Origin of the sequence: Pseudomonas brassicacearum subsp. neoaurantiaca, assembly GCF_013608025.1 — a bacterium.
GTDB lineage: Bacteria > Pseudomonadota > Gammaproteobacteria > Pseudomonadales > Pseudomonadaceae > Aquipseudomonas.
Genome location: NZ_VDLV01000010.1, coordinates 72,578 through 86,773, shown reverse-complemented (window position 1 = coordinate 86,773; position 14,196 = coordinate 72,578). Strand labels below are relative to the sequence as shown.

The following is a 14,196-nucleotide window of genomic DNA, read 5'->3' as shown; positions in this document are numbered from 1 at the left end:
GCTTAGCTGACTAATAATTAGTTTTTCTCTATTTCAGATCTGATGAGTTTTTTATGCCTTTGACCGATCAACACCGTTTTGGCATGCAACTGGCGCAGATGTCCCGTGGCTGGCGCGCCGAGCTGGACCGTCGCCTCGCCGGGCTGGGCCTGTCCCAGGCGCGCTGGCTGGTGCTGCTGCACCTGGCCCGTTTCGAACAGGCCCCGACCCAGCGGGAGCTGGCCCAGAGCGTTGCCGTTGAAGGCCCGACCCTGGCCCGTTTGCTCGACAGCCTGGAAACACAGGGTCTGGTTCAACGCCAGGCCGTGGCCGAGGACCGCCGCGCCAAGAAGATCGTACTGTGCGCGCCGGCGTTGCCGCTGATCGAACAAATCGAAACCATTGCCACGCAGTTGCGCCGGGAATTGTTCGAAGGCGTCGACGAAGCGGACATGCGCGTCTGCATGCGGGTCCACGGCACGATCCTGGCCAACCTGGAAAGATCCTGAGGCATATCCCTGACGCCAGACTTTTGAGATTCGGCGGTTAGCGAACTATAACCAGTACTAAGCGATCGTATTGGAAGCGTTTCGCACAGGTCGTTGATCAAAGGGATACCCATGCTTGAAAGTTTGCAGTCCACGTTGCGCAGTTGGATCAACGTGTCGGTCGTCGTGGGTGCCCTGGGGTTTCCAGCCTTGGCGTCGGCGCTGGGGCTCGGGGAAATCACGCTTCACTCCGCCTTGAACCAACCGTTGCGCGCCGAGATCGCCCTGGTTGATGCGGCGGGACTCAGCGAGGGTGATCTTTCCGCCAGCCTGGCGAGTCCGGACGACTTCAGCCGTTCCGGGGTGGAGCGGGTGTTCTTTCTCAATAACCTGCGGTTCACCCCTGTGCTGCGGGGCGGACGCAGTTTCATCCGGGTGACCTCCAGCAAACCGGTGGAAGAACCATTCCTCAACTTCCTCGTACAGCTCAACCAGCCCAACGGGCGCCTGTTGCGCGAATACACCGTGCTGATCGATCCGCCCGGTACGCCAGGCCTGGTGCCGACCGTTGACGAACCCTCCAGCCCAGCCGAGGCGACACCCGCCATCAAGCCGCCCCCGGCGACACAGGGCAAGCGCTATACCGTCGTGCAGGGCGATAATCCCTGGGTGATTGCCAAGCGCTTGCATGATGCGGGCAGCAATGCTTCGGTCAATGAACTGATGCAGGGGATCCAGGCGCTGAACCCTGGCAGCGAGCGACTTTCCATCGGCCAGCGCTTGTTGTTGCCCGATTCGGCGATCTTGCCAGCGCCAGCCCAAAAACCTGCCGCCCCGGCTCCCGCCGCCACCGACGGTAATACCGAGCAACTGGCCGCCAGCGTGCTGCAAAACCAGCAGCAACAGCAGACCATCGAACAATTGCAGGCCCGGATCCAGGCCCAGGACCAGGAAATCGCCGGGCAACGCCAGCAGATCAGCGAGCTTCAAGCGCAGCTGACCCAGGCCTCACCACCTGCGATCACTTCGGAACTCGCGCTCGAACCTGCCGAATCTACTGCACCCGTCGAATCCGCTCCGCAAGCCGAGACGGCGCCAGTGGCGGAAACCGAAGGCATCGACTGGCTGTGGGTGGGCGGATTGGTGGGGCTGCTCGGGTTGCTGGCGCTTTTGCTGTTTGTCCGCCATCGGCAACAGCAGGAGACGGCGGCCCCGGTGCCATTGGCCGATCGCCCCGACCTGGCCCTGAATGACGACACCGACACCTACGCAGATGGCGCGGACTTGGAGCCCCCCGAAGTCGCCGCGTCGTTCAACAACGGCGATGCTCCCCTGGGCGATGTGCTCGAGGGCGTTGGAATTTACCTGACCTATGGCCGCTTCACCGAAGCCGCAGGACTGCTGCGCGCGGCATTGCTGGCCGAGCCGGAGCGTACCGATCTGGGGCTCAAGTTGTTGGATGTGCTGGGCAAGCAGGGCGACGTCATCGGCTTCCAGGCCCAGGAGAACCACCTCTTGTCCCAAGGCGTCGATCGCCAGACGCTGGAAGAAACTCGCAAGCGCTACCCCAAGATCGCCATGGTTAACGCCCCGATGGAGACATCCGCGCAGCCCCTGGCCCCAATGCCCGCCCCCGAACCTGTTGCGGCGCCCAGTGATGAATTCGAGTTGAACCTGGATGGGCTCTCCCTCGAAAACAGTTGGGACCTGGCCGATGACCCCTCGACGGCTCCTGCACCAGCTACGCCGCCGTCTACAGGCGCCGACACGCTGGCGCTATCGGGCTTCGACGAACCGGACCTGCAATGGGGCGCACCGTTGGAAACCGAGTCGCTGGATGATGATTTCCTCGATGGGTTTGCCGACGAAGAGCAGGCGCTGGAGCTGGAACCGCTGTCCGTTGAACCTGAGTTCGAGTCACTGTCCCTGGAACCTGTGTCCTTCGAGCTGCAGGCGTCGGAGCATTCGGAAAAGCTGGAAGAAGCCCAGAATTGCATCGACGAGGGCGACCTGAAGAGCGCCATCACCCTGCTGGAAGAGTTGCTGCAAGAGGGCGATGAACCGCTCAGGGAAACCGCCCGTGTTCTGCTGGCCGGGATTCGTTGAGATGATTGCACGGCCGACGCAGATCCCCTGTGGGAGCGAGCCTGCTCGCAAAGAGGCCATCACCTTCAAAATATTCATCGACTGACACTCTGCCTTCGCCAGCAGGCTCGCTCCCACATAAGGCTAGGTGCAGGGCTTAGAACGTCTGCCCCAGGTTCAAGTACACCGCCTGCTCATCGTCATCATTGAAGCCGTAGCTGAAGTTCAAGGGGCCCAGCGGCGTATCAAAGCCGAGGAAGACACTGGCGGCGTTGATGTAGCCGCTGTCGAACTCGTTGTCGTTGTTCCAGGCCCGGCCACGCTCGAGAGAACCGCCGATGTACAGCGGGAAGTCCAAGGGCAGGTAGGCTCGCGGCGTGAGCCGGCGGTAATACACGGCGCGCATCAGGCTCATGTTCTGGCCGGATATCCCATTCTCGCGAAAGCCCGACAATTGCCGCGCGCCGCCGAGCACGAAACTGGAGGTCACGACTTCGGCCGTGTCCAGCGTTCGACCGTAGCGCCCGCCAAGGATGAAGGTGTCCGGGCCGCTGCTCAGAACCTTGTCCAGCTTGAATTCCCACTGGCGATAACGTTGATCGGACCCCAGGCCAGGTTCGTATTGGCGCCAGGACAGGCCGATGTCTTCACCTTCATGGGGGAAGTAGACGCTGTCCAGGGAGTCGAACGAATACTTGAGCTCGTAGAAGCCTTCGTTGAAGTTTTCGCTCGGCTGGTCGTGATCGCCAATGCGCACATCAGCCTTGCCCCAAGCCTGGCCAACCCCGAAGCGGATCTCTCCGCTGTTACCGATCTGGCGACCCAGGTTCAGACCGAAGCCATAGCGCTCGACCCGATATTGGGCGACCGGATCGTTATCGAGAATCGACTCGACGTTGCGCGACTCGAACTGCCCGTAAGGCGCGATGAAGTAGCGTGAGCCGACGTCCAGTGGCTGATAGAACTCGCTGTACAGCTCCTGTTTGTCGCCGATCTGCGCCCGGGTCAACCATTCGGCGCCCAGGCGATTGATGCCGTTGACCCGGTAACTGGCGCCGAGGTTGAAGGCGCTGTCGCCGCGCATGTCGTCCGACAGGCTCAGGCCCACGCGCAAGTAATCAGTGCCGGTGCGCCTGCCCCGGGCGTTGATCACCAGCGTGTTGTCCGGGCCTTTATGCACCACGCGGTATTGCACCTGCTCGAAGTAATCCAGGCCGTACAGCGTGCCCATGTCGGTTTGCAGGCGCCCCAGGTCCAGCGGTTCGCCGATTTGCTGGCGGATGTAATAGCGGATCACGTCGTCGCCGACTTTAGAATCGTTTTCCACCCGGATCGCGGTGATGACCGGAGTTCGCTCGCTGGGTGTACGCGCCGCCATCAGCACGGCGTCGGTCGGCTCGGCGGGCCGCAAGTGCGCCAGGCGCGCTTGGAGTATCCGTGTGGCGCGGTAACCGGCATCGATCATGTCACGGGCTCGACCGAAGTCGGTGGAGCCGAAACTCGCCAAGGCCGGTTGGATCAACACGTCTTGTTTGCCCAAAGTGGCTAGCTGCTCTTCGGAGTTGCGCCGGGTCATCAGCGTCGTCGACTGATTCAACACATCCACTACCGTGACCAGTTGCTTGCGGGTGCGCAGTGGCGTGCCGATGTCCACGACGATGGCCACATCCACGCCCATTTCCCGAGCCACGTCCAACGGGATGTTGTCGGCCATGCCGCCGTCAACCAGCAGGCGACCGTCCAGCTCCACCGGCGCAAACACGGCGGGGATCGACATGCTGGCGCGGATGACCTTGGGCAAGTGACCCTTGCGAAACACGACTTTTTCGCCGGTGGCGATGTCGGTTGCCACGGCGCGGAAGGGGATCGGCAATTTATCGAAGTCTCGGGTGTCACTGGCGTGGGCCAGCAGGCTTTCCAGGAGCAGGGCAAGGTTCTGTCCCTGGATCACCCCCAGCGGCAGGCCGAGGCTGCCGTCGTCGCGAAAGCTCAGTTTCTGTTTTACCAGGAAATCCCGGTCGTCCTGCTTGCGTCGAAAGGGTACGTCCTTGCGCGGCGGGGCATCGGACAGGGCTTGCTGCCAATCGATGCCCAGGGCGAGCTTCTCCAGTTCATCGATCTTGTAGCCCGAGGCATAGAGCCCGCCGATGACTGCGCCCATGCTGGTGCCGGCAATGGCATCGATCTTGATGCCTTGTTCTTCCAAGGCCTTGAGCACGCCGATGTGAGCCAGGCCACGGGCTGCGCCACCGGACAGTACCAGGCCGATCTTCGGGCGCGGTGTTTCGGCAGCGGGCTCGTTGGCATGGCCGAGCAGGGGCAATAATAGAAGAAGCAGGCAAGGCAGCAGGCGGCGCATGGTCGATCTCGAAGCGGGCGATCAAAGGCGAGTAGTATAACGACGCCTTTGGAGCCAGGAGTTCACCCGCAATGAGTACGCACAAACCGGAAATCGTCATCACCTACTGCACCCAGTGCCAATGGCTGTTGCGTGCCGCCTGGCTGGCCCAGGAACTGCTCAGCACATTCGGCGACGACCTCGGCAAGGTGTCCCTGGTGCCGGGCACCGGTGGGGTTTTCCACATTGGCTGCGATGGCACCCAGATCTGGGAGCGCAAGGCCGATGGCGGATTCCCCGAGGCCAAGGTGCTCAAGCAGCGGGTCCGCGACCAGATCGACCCGGAGCGTGACCTGGGGCACAGCGACAAGTCCAGTAATCGGGCTCAGTGAGACGGGGCCTGGGCGCCGGTGCTGGATTTCTTCGTGCCGTCCATTTGGCTCGACACCACGATCGCAACGATGATCAGCACGCCACCGAGCAACATGCGCAGTGTCGGATTTTCATCGAACAGCAGCCAGGCGATGGTAATGCCGTAGACCGGCTCCATGGCGAACACCACGGCAGCGGTGCGGGCCTTGATCACCGCCAGGCTGGCGACGAACAGGCTGTGGGCCAGGCCGGTGCAGAACACCCCGAGCAGGCCGATCCACAACCAGTCGAGCGGGCGAACGTCGCTCAGTTGCGGCGCAGCCATCGGCAACAGGCAGAGGCCGACCACAACGTTCTGGCACAGCGCGGCCTGTACCGGTGGTACGTGGGCGGAGCCGGCGCGGTTGGTCAGCGACAAAAGTGAGAACAACAGTCCCGAGGCCACCGCCCAGAGCAGGCCGGTGGTGGCGCCGCTGGCCAGGTCGAAGTCCGGCGTAACCAGCACCAGGCCGATGCTCACCAGGACCACGAGGAGGATTTCGTTGGCGCGGATTCGCTCGCGGAAAACCAACCCTTCGAGCAGCACGGTAAAGGCCGGGAAACTGGCGAATCCCAGCGTGGCGATCGCGACGCCGGCGACTTTCACTGAAATGAAGAAACTCACCCAGTGCCCGGTCAGCAAGAGGCCGCCCAGCAGCAACCGGCGCATGTCCCGGCCCTGGAGTTGCTGCCAGCGGGTAGGGCTGGCGAATCGGGCAAATGCCGCCAGGGCCAGCACGGCGAATACGGCGCGGCCAAACACGATCACGGCGGGCGAGGCCGCGGCGAGTTTGCCGAAGACGCCAGTCAGGCCGAACATGAGTGCGCCGATGTGCAGGGCGCCGAGGGCGGTACGGGGTGTCATTGCAATCCTTGGTGAACGGTTGGACGTTCGGGTATTAAGCCCGTCGCCAGCCGTATTTGTCTGTCGCGATCCTAGCGATTTTTAGCGCAAGACTAGCGTGGCCGCCGAAGCTTGCCCGGCGAGGCACCGAATTCGCGTTGCACGGCTGCGGCGAAAGCGCTCTGCGAGCTGTAGCCAACCCGTTGGGCAATCTCACCGATCGGCAGCTGCGAGTCACGCAGCAACGCCACGGCCTTGTGCAAGCGGCGGCTGCGGATGTATTCCATCGGCGTCTGCCCGCATTCGGCGACGAAACGGGCATGCAGGCGCGCGCTGGAAAGCCCGGCGACGCGCGCCAGGTCTGCTACTTGGAGTGGATAAGCGGCGTATTGGTCGATATGAGCGTTGAGTGCGGCATAGGGCAGGCGCCGGCCACCGGTGGTTTCCTGGCGCCCGCCGTTGAGGCTGGCGAGCAACAGCACCGCGCCTTGCTGGGCGATCACCGGGTCGTCCACCGGGCTGCCGGCCAGCCAACTGACCAAGTGGCTTTGCCCTGCATCCAGCGCCAGGCGAGTATTGCTGTCGAGCAAGCGACGGCTCGCGTCGGCATGATCGCCCAGGCATTGCCCGACCCACTCATCGTCCGGCACGTCCAGCACCAGGCAACGGCTGCCCTGGGGACTGCCGCACGCATGATGGGCGCCCGCCGGCACGACAACGAAACTCTGCTGCACCACCTGGCTGCCACGCCCCTCGACTTCGAAGTCCAGCGCGCCAGACAAGCCGAACACCAGTTGCGCGTGGTCGTGGCTGTGGACGATCAAATCGTGGCTGTAGTGGCGTAGCGTGAGGATCGGTCTCATCGCAGTCTCCCGTGGCTGGTGGTCAGTCTACACCGAGGGCGCGGCGCCTCGCGCTGTCATGCAATCGACTTATTGCTGTCATGGGTCATTAACCGCTGGGGTGCACTGTGGTGAAAACGATCAGAGGGTTGCCCAATGACCAGCGCCGAGCTCGCCAGACCCAGCCGCAAGCAGCGTGTACGCACCCTGTGGATTTCCGATGTGCACCTGGGCACCCGGGATTGCCAGGCCGAGCACCTGTCGCATTTCCTCAAGGGCTACCACGCCGACAAGATCTACCTGGTGGGCGATATCATCGACGGCTGGAAGCTGCGTGGCGGCATGTATTGGCCCCAGGCCCATACCAACGTCATTCGTCGCCTGCTGACCATGAGCAAGCGTGGCACCGAGGTGATCTATGTCACCGGCAACCATGACGAATTCCTGCGGCGTTATTCGAAGCTGATCCTCGGTAATATCCAATTGGTGGACGAGGCGGTGCATGTGACCGCCGACGGTCGGCATCTGCTGGTGATTCATGGCGATCAGTTCGATGTGATTACTCGTTATCACCGTTGGCTGGCGTTCCTCGGGGATTCGGCCTACGAATTCACGCTGACGCTGAACCGCTGGCTCAATCACTGGCGGGCCCGTTATGGCTATGGCTACTGGTCGCTGTCGGCGTACCTGAAGCACAAGGTCAAGACCGCCGTCAGTTTCATCAGCGACTTTGAAGAAGCCATCGCCCATGAGTGTGTGAAGCGTGAACTGCACGGCGTGGTGTGTGGGCACATCCACCATGCCGAGATTCGCAAGGTCGGCGAGGTGGAATACCTCAACTGCGGCGACTGGGTCGAATCCTGCACCGCGCTGATCGAGCATTGGGACGGAACAATCGAGTTGTATCGCCTGGCGGACGCCCAGGCGCGGGAGGCGCTGCTCAAGGCTGAGTTGAAAGTGGCTGAGCCTGCCTAGGGCGCGTACATAAAACCCGTGGCGAGGGAGCTTGCTCCCGCTGGGGTGCGCAGCAGCCTCCTTTTTGTGAGCGCTTCGCACTCAAGCGGGAGCAAGCTCCCTCGCCACGGGATTTGCTGCGTCTGCAAAAGCTCAGGCTTGTTCTGCCATCGCCGCCTTGTAGATGGACTGCTTCGGCGCGGCAAACACTCTTTCCAGCATCGGCTCGAAGAAACTCAGCGGCAGCGTGTCGTACTCCGGATCGAACGCCGCCGCGTCGTATTTCGCACAGAATTCGATAGTCGCCTGGTACTGCGGATGTTCGCAAAACTGCTCGCGCAGGTGCCGGTCCATGCCCAGGTGATGGAAAAAGTAATAGCCCTGGAAAATCCCGTGTTTCTCCACCATCCACAGGTTCTCGGCGCTGACGAACGGCTTGAGGATCGCCGCGGCGATGTCCGGGTGGTTGTAGCTACCCAGCGTGTCACCGATGTCGTGGAGCAGGGCGCAGACCACGTACTCCTCGTCCCGCCCGTCACGGTAGGCGCGGGTGGCGGTTTGCAGGGAATGCGTCAGGCGATCCACCGGGAATCCGCCAAAATCGCCGTCGAGCAATTTCAGATGGGCCAGAACCCGCCCTGGCAACTGCCGCGCGTAGGCGCTGAAGTCTGCCGCAATGATCGCCCAGTCTTCCCGGGTCCCGTCCTGCATGTGGGTGAAGCGCGCATGAGCGTCCACTGGCAATCCTCCTAGAACGCCACCTTGCCCAGCAGCATGTCGCGGTACATGACGAAGTCACCGAGCAGGCTGTAGAGCGGATGTTGGAACGTGGCAGGACGGTTTTTCTCGAAGAAAAAATGCCCGACCCAGGCAAAGCCATAGCCCGCCACCGGTAGCGCAACCCACAGCCACCAGGCGCCCACGACCAAGGCCATGGCGAAAACCAGCAAGACCAGCGAGGTGCCGACAAAGTGCAAGCGTCGGCAGGTGCTGTTGCTGTGTTCGCCGAGGTAGTACGGGTAGAACTCGGCGAAGGTGTTGAATCGTCTAGCGTTTTCCACGACTGCGCTCTCTGTGGTTATTGTTCTGGCGATCGATGTTTTCCAGCTTGTTAACAAGTCTAGAGTGCTCATTTGTAACGGCCAGTGACAATCAGCGCCACTTTAGTATCCTTCGCAAATCCAGCCGTACCCTGCGGCTCGTCATGCAAGTGAACGTCATGAGCGAACGAACCACTTCTTCAAGTTGGGCGATGGGGATTGTCAAGGCGTTGGAAATGGACGGCCTGGACTGTCGGGCGCTGTTCAAGCAATTGGGGTTGGATTTCGAGGCGCTGGACGATCCCGACGCGCGTTTCCCCCAGGATTCGATGACGCGGCTCTGGCAACTGGCGGTGGAGTTATCGGGCAACCCGGCCATCGGCCTGAACCTGGGCAAGGTGGTGCGCCCGGCATCGTTCCATGTGGTCGGTTACGCGTTGATGTCCAGCCGCACGCTGGCCGAAGGCTTCCAGCGGCTGGTGCGTTATCAGCGGATCATTGCCGAGAGCGCTGACCTGAGCTTCCGTCACTTGGAAGAAGGCTACGGGTTGATCCTGACGGTCCATGGCGATCACCTGCCACCGACCCGGCAAAGCGCCGAAGCGTCGCTGGCGTGCGCGCTGGCCCTGTGCAACTGGCTGACCGGACGGCCATTGCATCCGGTGAAGGTGCTGTTCCAGGGCGCCGAACCCATTGACGTTGCACCTTATCAACGAGCCTTCGGCGCGCCGTTGGTGTTCGATGCTTCCTGCGATGCGCTGATCTTCCAGCGTGGCGACATGGAGGCGCCGTTGCCCACCGCCAACGAGGCCATGGCGCTGCTCCATGACCGGTTTGCAGGGGAATACCTGGCGCGGTTCTCTGGCAGTCGCGTAACCCACCAGGCGCGACAAGTGCTTTGCCGACTGCTGCCCCAGGGCGAGCCCAAGCGTGACGTGGTGGCGCAGACGCTGCACCTGTCGCAACGGACCTTGCAGCGGCGCTTGCAGGAAGAGGGCACCAGCTTCCAGAGTCTGCTGGACGACACGCGGCGCGAGCTGGCCGAGCAATACCTAGCGCAGCCGAGCATGACCTTGCTGGAAATCGCTTATCTGTTGGGGTTTGCCGACCCGAGTAATTTTTTTCGGGCCTTCCGCCGTTGGTTTGGTACCACGCCCGGCGAATACCGGGTACGGGGCGTGGCCAAGCCGGTCAGTGACGCCAGAACGCCGGAATACACAGCACGAACACCGTGATGATCTCCAGTCGGCCCAGCAACATGCCGCCCGACAGAATCCACTTGGCCGCGTCCGGCAGCGGGGCAAAGTTGCCTGCCGGGCCAATAGTCTCGCCAAGTCCCGGGCCGACGCCAGACACGGTGCTCGCCGCGCCGGTCAACGCCGTCATCCACTCCACGCCCAACAGTGACAGCAGCAGGGCGATCACGCAGATGGTGATGGCGAAGAAGAACGAAAAGGTCAGGATCGATCGCACGATTTCTTCGTCGAGGCGGTGGCCGTTGTACTTCTGCTTGATCACCGCACGCGGGTGAATTAGCTGATTAAGGTTGGCCCGGAGCAGGATATAGGCAACCTGGAAGCGGAAAATCTTGATCCCTCCGGCGGTCGAGCCCGAGCAGCCGCCGACGAATCCCAGGTAGAAGAACAGCATCAGGGAGAAATTGCCCCACAGGCTGTAGTCCCCCAGGGCGAAACCGGTGGTGGTGACGATGGATGTCACGTTCAGCGCCACGTGCCGCAGCGCGTCGAGCCAATGCAGGTCGGTGGTTGCCCAATACCACGTGCCGAGCACCAGCCAGGTGATCAACAGCACGCCGATCAGCCCTTGGACTTGCTGGTCCTTGATCAACGCGCGGCGATTGCCTCGCAGCATCGAAACGTACAAGGCGAACGGCAGGCTGCCGAGGATCATGATGACGATCACGACCCAATGCACCGCGGGCTCAGTCCATTTGGCCAGGGACAGGTCCGAGGTGGAGAAACCACCGGTGGAGATCGCCGACATCGAATGGTTGATCGCATCGAACAGGCTCATCCCGGCCCACCAGAGCGCCAGCGTGCCGAGGATGGTGATGCCCACGTAGGACGCCACGATCAGCCGCGCCACCATGTGCGAGCGCGGCATGACCTTTTCCGAGCGGTCGGACGATTCAGTCTGGAACAGCCGCATGCCACCGATGCGCAACAACGGCAGGATCGCCACGGCCATGCCGATAAAGCCGATGCCGCCGAGCCAGTGCAGCAGAGAGCGCCACATCAGGATTCCCGGCGACATCGTGTCCAGACCGCTCAATACCGTCGCCCCGGTGGCGGTAATCCCCGACATGCTCTCGAAGAATGAGTCCGTGTAACTGATGTGCTGGGTCAGCAAAAAGGGCAGCGCGGCGAAGACACATACCACCAGCCAACTGCTGACCGTCAGCAGGTACATGTCCCGGGGGCGCAGGTGCACGTGTTCCGGACGTCCGGGAAGGATCAGGGCCAGGCCGGCGACAAAGGTGATCATGCTCGACCAGAGGAACGACGGCAGGTCACTGGTGCGTTCGAAGACCAGCAGCGTCGCCATCGGCACGACCATGAAGATCGCCAGGGTGATCAGGAAGATGCCGATGATGAAACCAATGATCCGCAGGGTCGGCAACGCCATGAAGTCCGCTCGGGCTGAAGAGGAAAAGGCGCCATTCTACCTGCGACAGGTGGCATGTAAACCGGCGTCCTACTTCGCTTGTAACTGAATTTGAGCTAACGAACTGGTCGCACAAGCCTCTAGAATAGCCGAACAATTTTTCCAGGAGGTGGCCGATGCAGGCTCTCGACGCTTTGCTCAACCGTGTTTCCGTCCCGCGCCTGGTGGACCCGGCGCCCACGCCCGAACAGCGCGAAGTGCTGTTTGCTGCCGCGATGCGTGCGCCTGATCATGGTCAGTTGCGGCCATGGCGTTTCCTGACAGTCGAAGGGCAGGCGCGGCATCGCATGGGTGAACTGCTGGCCGAAGCGGCACGGTTCAACGACCCGCTGGTGGCCGAAGCCGTGGTGGAAAAGGCGCTTAACGGCCCGCTGCGCGCGCCTCTGGTCGTGGTGGTGATCGCTCGTCTGCAGGACCATTTCAAGATTCCGAAATCCGAGCAATTGCTGGCGGCCGGCTGTGCCGCCCATGGCATCCTCCTGGCGGCTTATGCCCAGGGAATCGGCGGGGTGTGGCGCACGGGTGAACTGGCTTACTCGCCGCATGTGGCCAGGGGGCTGGGGCTTGAAGAGGGTGAAGAGGTGATTGGTTTTCTTTACCTGGGTACACCGCAGAAAGAAGCGCGCACGGCACCGCAGGAAGATATCGGGCAGTTTGTCCAAGAGTGGACGGGCCTGTAACTTCTCAAGGGCGGCGGATGACTTGAGGCTGTTTTGATCCACTGTGGCGAGGGAGCTTGCTCCCGCTGGGCGGCGAAGCCGCCCCAAAGTGTCGAGCAGAGACAGCCTGACACTCCTAAGCGTCTACTTCAGGAGCGTCTACTTTAGGGCTGCTGCGCAGCCCAGCGGGAGCAAGCTCCCTCGCCACGAGACCAGCAGCGACAGAAAGCTATTTGCAAACATCCGCAATCGCCACCGCCAGCGCATCCAGGCGTGTCGCATCGATGCCGGCGACGTTCGCCCGGCCGGTGCCGACCATGTAGACGCTGTGGCGCTCGCGCAGTTGCTTGACCTGTTCCGGTGTCAGGCCGGTGTAGGAAAACATCCCGCGTTGCACGCCGATATGGGCAAAGCGCTCACGCAAGCCGTGGGGTTCGAGCGCTTCCAGCAGGCCGCTGCGCAGTTGCGCGATGCGCAGGCGCATGGCTTCCACTTCGTCGGCCCACAAGGTCTTGAATTCCGGATTGCCGAGGATCGTCGCCACCACCGCCGCGCCATGATCTGGCGGCGTCGACCACAGGTTGCGGGCGATGTTGGCCAGTTGACTGCGGATGTCCGTCAGCTTTTCGGCATCGCGAGCACAGACGATCAGCGCACCGGTGCGGTCGCGGTACAGGCCGAAGTTCTTCGAACAGGAACTGGTGACCAGCACTTCGGGCAACGCTTCGGCAAATAAACGTACGGCCCAGGCGTCTTGCTCCAGCCCATCGCCAAAGCCTTGGTAGGCGAAGTCGATCAACGGCAGCAGATCGCGACTGCGCACCACGTCCAGCACTTGGCGCCATTGGTCGTGGGACAGGTCGAAGCCGGTCGGGTTGTGGCAGCAGGCGTGCAGCAGCACCACGTCGCCCTTCGGCACTTGGCCCAGGGTCGCCAGCATGGCCTCGAAATCCAGGCGATTGTCAGCGCCCACGTAAGGGTAATGACTGGCCTTGACGCCAGCGGTGGCGAAGATGGTTTCGTGGATCGGCCAGGTCGGGTTGCTCAACCAGACGCCACGGCCCGGCAGGCATTGGGCAATGAAATCGGCACTCAAGCGCAGGGCGCCGGTGCCGCCCGGGGTCTGGGTGGCGCCGGCGCGCTTGCCGGCGATCAGCGGTGAGTCTGCGCCCAAGACCAGTGCATTGATCAACTGGCCGAACGCGGCGTCGCCATGACCACCGATGTAGGTCTTGGTGACCTGGCGATCCACCAGTCGCTGCTCGGCCTGTTTCACGGATTGCAGGATCGGCGTCAGGCCCTGGGCATCCTTATAGACGCCCACGCCCAGGTCGAACTTGCCAGGGTTGCTGTCCGCCCCGTAGGCCTCCATCAGGCCGAGGATCGGGTCGCCGGGCACCCGGCCGATGCCATCGAAATGCATTACTTGCGGCCCTCGGCGGTCTTGCCCACTTCGTCGGTGCGAGCGGCCATGATGAAGTCGTTGCGGTGCAGGCCCTTGATGGAGTGGCTCCACCAGGTGACGGTGACTTTGCCCCACTCGGTGAGCAGGCCAGGGTGGTGACCTTCGGCCTCGGAGATCTCTCCGACAGCATTGGTGAACGCCAGGGCGTGCTTGAAATTCTTGAACAGGAAAACTTTCTCCAGTTGCATCACGCCGTCGCGCACTTCGATGTTCCAGTCCGGGATCTGCTTGATCAGTACCGGCAGTTCTTCGTCGCTGACTTGCGGGGCGTCGGCGCGGCAGGCTTCGCAATGGGCTTGGTTCAGAGTGTTCATGGTGTGTTCCCGGATCGAATATTTGGAAAACGTCGATGCACCCACGCTAAAGCAAAGCCGTGTCGTACAACAGACTCAATTGAGATCAAAAA

At 62.2% G+C, this 14,196-nt stretch carries 14 protein-coding genes; 6 read left to right on the top strand and 8 right to left on the bottom strand.

Annotation, left to right across the window (positions count from 1 at the left end; translation table 11 throughout):
* The first annotated feature begins 53 nt into the window (after positions 1 to 53).
* Positions 54 to 488: a MarR family transcriptional regulator gene (locus FHK92_RS07190; protein ID WP_030141131.1), complete on the top strand. Its 435-nt coding sequence runs from the start codon at positions 54 to 56 to the stop codon at positions 486 to 488.
* 111 nt (positions 489 to 599) lie between these two features.
* Complete coding sequence (locus FHK92_RS07185; protein ID WP_181287459.1) at positions 600 to 2,573, top strand: FimV/HubP family polar landmark protein; 1,974 nt, start codon at positions 600 to 602, stop codon at positions 2,571 to 2,573.
* A 136-nt stretch (positions 2,574 to 2,709) separates the two neighbouring features.
* Here FHK92_RS07185 and FHK92_RS07180 read toward each other — a convergent pair whose 3' ends face one another.
* Positions 2,710 to 4,911 carry a patatin-like phospholipase family protein gene (locus tag FHK92_RS07180; protein WP_181287458.1) on the bottom strand — a complete coding sequence of 734 codons (2,202 nt, stop codon included), beginning with the start codon at positions 4,909 to 4,911 and terminating at the stop codon, positions 2,710 to 2,712.
* 71 nt (positions 4,912 to 4,982) lie between these two features.
* Here FHK92_RS07180 and FHK92_RS07175 point away from each other — a divergent pair, with 71 nt between their 5' ends.
* Positions 4,983 to 5,282: a SelT/SelW/SelH family protein gene (locus FHK92_RS07175; protein ID WP_181287457.1), complete on the top strand. Its 300-nt coding sequence runs from the start codon at positions 4,983 to 4,985 to the stop codon at positions 5,280 to 5,282.
* Here the strand turns inward: FHK92_RS07175 and FHK92_RS07170 are convergent.
* Both FHK92_RS07170 and FHK92_RS07165 read right to left on the bottom strand, forming a co-directional pair.
* Complete coding sequence (locus FHK92_RS07170) at positions 5,276 to 6,166, bottom strand: DMT family transporter (protein WP_181287456.1); 891 nt, start codon at positions 6,164 to 6,166, stop codon at positions 5,276 to 5,278. The genes FHK92_RS07175 and FHK92_RS07170 overlap by 7 nt on opposite strands.
* 92 nt (positions 6,167 to 6,258) lie before the next feature.
* Positions 6,259 to 7,008: a helix-turn-helix transcriptional regulator gene (locus tag FHK92_RS07165; RefSeq protein WP_181287455.1), complete on the bottom strand. Its 750-nt coding sequence runs from the start codon at positions 7,006 to 7,008 to the stop codon at positions 6,259 to 6,261.
* A gap of 135 nt (positions 7,009 to 7,143) precedes the next feature.
* Here FHK92_RS07165 and FHK92_RS07160 point away from each other — a divergent pair, with 135 nt between their 5' ends.
* Complete coding sequence (locus FHK92_RS07160; protein WP_181287454.1) at positions 7,144 to 7,962, top strand: UDP-2,3-diacylglucosamine diphosphatase; 819 nt, start codon at positions 7,144 to 7,146, stop codon at positions 7,960 to 7,962.
* 132 nt (positions 7,963 to 8,094) lie between these two features.
* Here FHK92_RS07160 and FHK92_RS07155 read toward each other — a convergent pair whose 3' ends face one another.
* Both FHK92_RS07155 and FHK92_RS07150 read right to left on the bottom strand, forming a co-directional pair.
* Positions 8,095 to 8,679: an HD domain-containing protein gene (locus tag FHK92_RS07155; protein ID WP_181287453.1), complete on the bottom strand. Its 585-nt coding sequence runs from the start codon at positions 8,677 to 8,679 to the stop codon at positions 8,095 to 8,097.
* A gap of 11 nt (positions 8,680 to 8,690) precedes the next feature.
* A complete protein-coding gene (locus FHK92_RS07150) occupies positions 8,691 to 9,002 on the bottom strand; it encodes a DUF962 domain-containing protein (RefSeq protein WP_181287452.1) in 312 nt (103 codons plus the stop codon).
* Between the two features lie 158 nt (positions 9,003 to 9,160).
* Between FHK92_RS07150 and FHK92_RS07145 the strand changes: the two genes are divergently transcribed.
* Entirely contained in the window at positions 9,161 to 10,216 is a 1,056-nt protein-coding gene (locus tag FHK92_RS07145; RefSeq protein WP_181287451.1) for an AraC family transcriptional regulator, read from the top strand.
* Here FHK92_RS07145 and FHK92_RS07140 read toward each other — a convergent pair.
* On the bottom strand, positions 10,173 to 11,627 hold the full coding sequence (locus FHK92_RS07140; protein WP_181287450.1) for a TrkH family potassium uptake protein: 1,455 nt from the start codon (positions 11,625 to 11,627) through the stop codon (positions 10,173 to 10,175). The two genes, FHK92_RS07145 and FHK92_RS07140, sit on opposite strands and share 44 nt — an antisense overlap.
* 155 nt (positions 11,628 to 11,782) lie before the next feature.
* Between FHK92_RS07140 and FHK92_RS07135 the strand changes: the two genes are divergently transcribed.
* The gene (locus tag FHK92_RS07135) at positions 11,783 to 12,346 is read left to right on the top strand and encodes an NAD(P)H nitroreductase (RefSeq protein ID WP_181287449.1); all 564 of its coding nucleotides are present in this window, start codon (positions 11,783 to 11,785) and stop codon (positions 12,344 to 12,346) included.
* A 208-nt stretch (positions 12,347 to 12,554) separates the two neighbouring features.
* Here the strand turns inward: FHK92_RS07135 and FHK92_RS07130 are convergent, their stop codons facing one another.
* Entirely contained in the window at positions 12,555 to 13,748 is a 1,194-nt protein-coding gene (locus FHK92_RS07130) for an amino acid aminotransferase (protein ID WP_181287448.1), read from the bottom strand.
* Positions 13,748 to 14,104: a 4a-hydroxytetrahydrobiopterin dehydratase gene (locus tag FHK92_RS07125; RefSeq protein WP_181287447.1), complete on the bottom strand. Its 357-nt coding sequence runs from the start codon at positions 14,102 to 14,104 to the stop codon at positions 13,748 to 13,750. Before FHK92_RS07125 ends, FHK92_RS07130 begins: the two co-directional genes overlap by 1 nt.
* Positions 14,105 to 14,196 lie beyond the last annotated feature (92 nt).

What these genes read in the sequence shown, in the direction of transcription:
- FHK92_RS07160 (WP_181287454.1), top strand. Translation starts at nt 7,144, where the DNA reads ATGACCAGCGCCGAGCTCGCCAGACCCAGCCGCAAGCAGCGTGTACGC.
- FHK92_RS07170 (WP_181287456.1), bottom strand. Translation starts at nt 6,166, where the DNA reads ATGACACCCCGTACCGCCCTCGGCGCCCTGCACATCGGCGCACTCATG.
- FHK92_RS07125 (WP_181287447.1), bottom strand. Translation starts at nt 14,104, where the DNA reads ATGAACACTCTGAACCAAGCCCATTGCGAAGCCTGCCGCGCCGACGCC.
- FHK92_RS07130 (WP_181287448.1), bottom strand. Translation starts at nt 13,748, where the DNA reads ATGCATTTCGATGGCATCGGCCGGGTGCCCGGCGACCCGATCCTCGGC.
- FHK92_RS07135 (WP_181287449.1), top strand. Translation starts at nt 11,783, where the DNA reads ATGCAGGCTCTCGACGCTTTGCTCAACCGTGTTTCCGTCCCGCGCCTG.
- FHK92_RS07190 (WP_030141131.1), top strand. Translation starts at nt 54, where the DNA reads ATGCCTTTGACCGATCAACACCGTTTTGGCATGCAACTGGCGCAGATG.
- FHK92_RS07175 (WP_181287457.1), top strand. Translation starts at nt 4,983, where the DNA reads ATGAGTACGCACAAACCGGAAATCGTCATCACCTACTGCACCCAGTGC.
- FHK92_RS07180 (WP_181287458.1), bottom strand. Translation starts at nt 4,911, where the DNA reads ATGCGCCGCCTGCTGCCTTGCCTGCTTCTTCTATTATTGCCCCTGCTC.
- FHK92_RS07165 (WP_181287455.1), bottom strand. Translation starts at nt 7,008, where the DNA reads ATGAGACCGATCCTCACGCTACGCCACTACAGCCACGATTTGATCGTC.
- FHK92_RS07145 (WP_181287451.1), top strand. Translation starts at nt 9,161, where the DNA reads ATGAGCGAACGAACCACTTCTTCAAGTTGGGCGATGGGGATTGTCAAG.
- FHK92_RS07140 (WP_181287450.1), bottom strand. Translation starts at nt 11,627, where the DNA reads ATGGCGTTGCCGACCCTGCGGATCATTGGTTTCATCATCGGCATCTTC.
- FHK92_RS07185 (WP_181287459.1), top strand. Translation starts at nt 600, where the DNA reads ATGCTTGAAAGTTTGCAGTCCACGTTGCGCAGTTGGATCAACGTGTCG.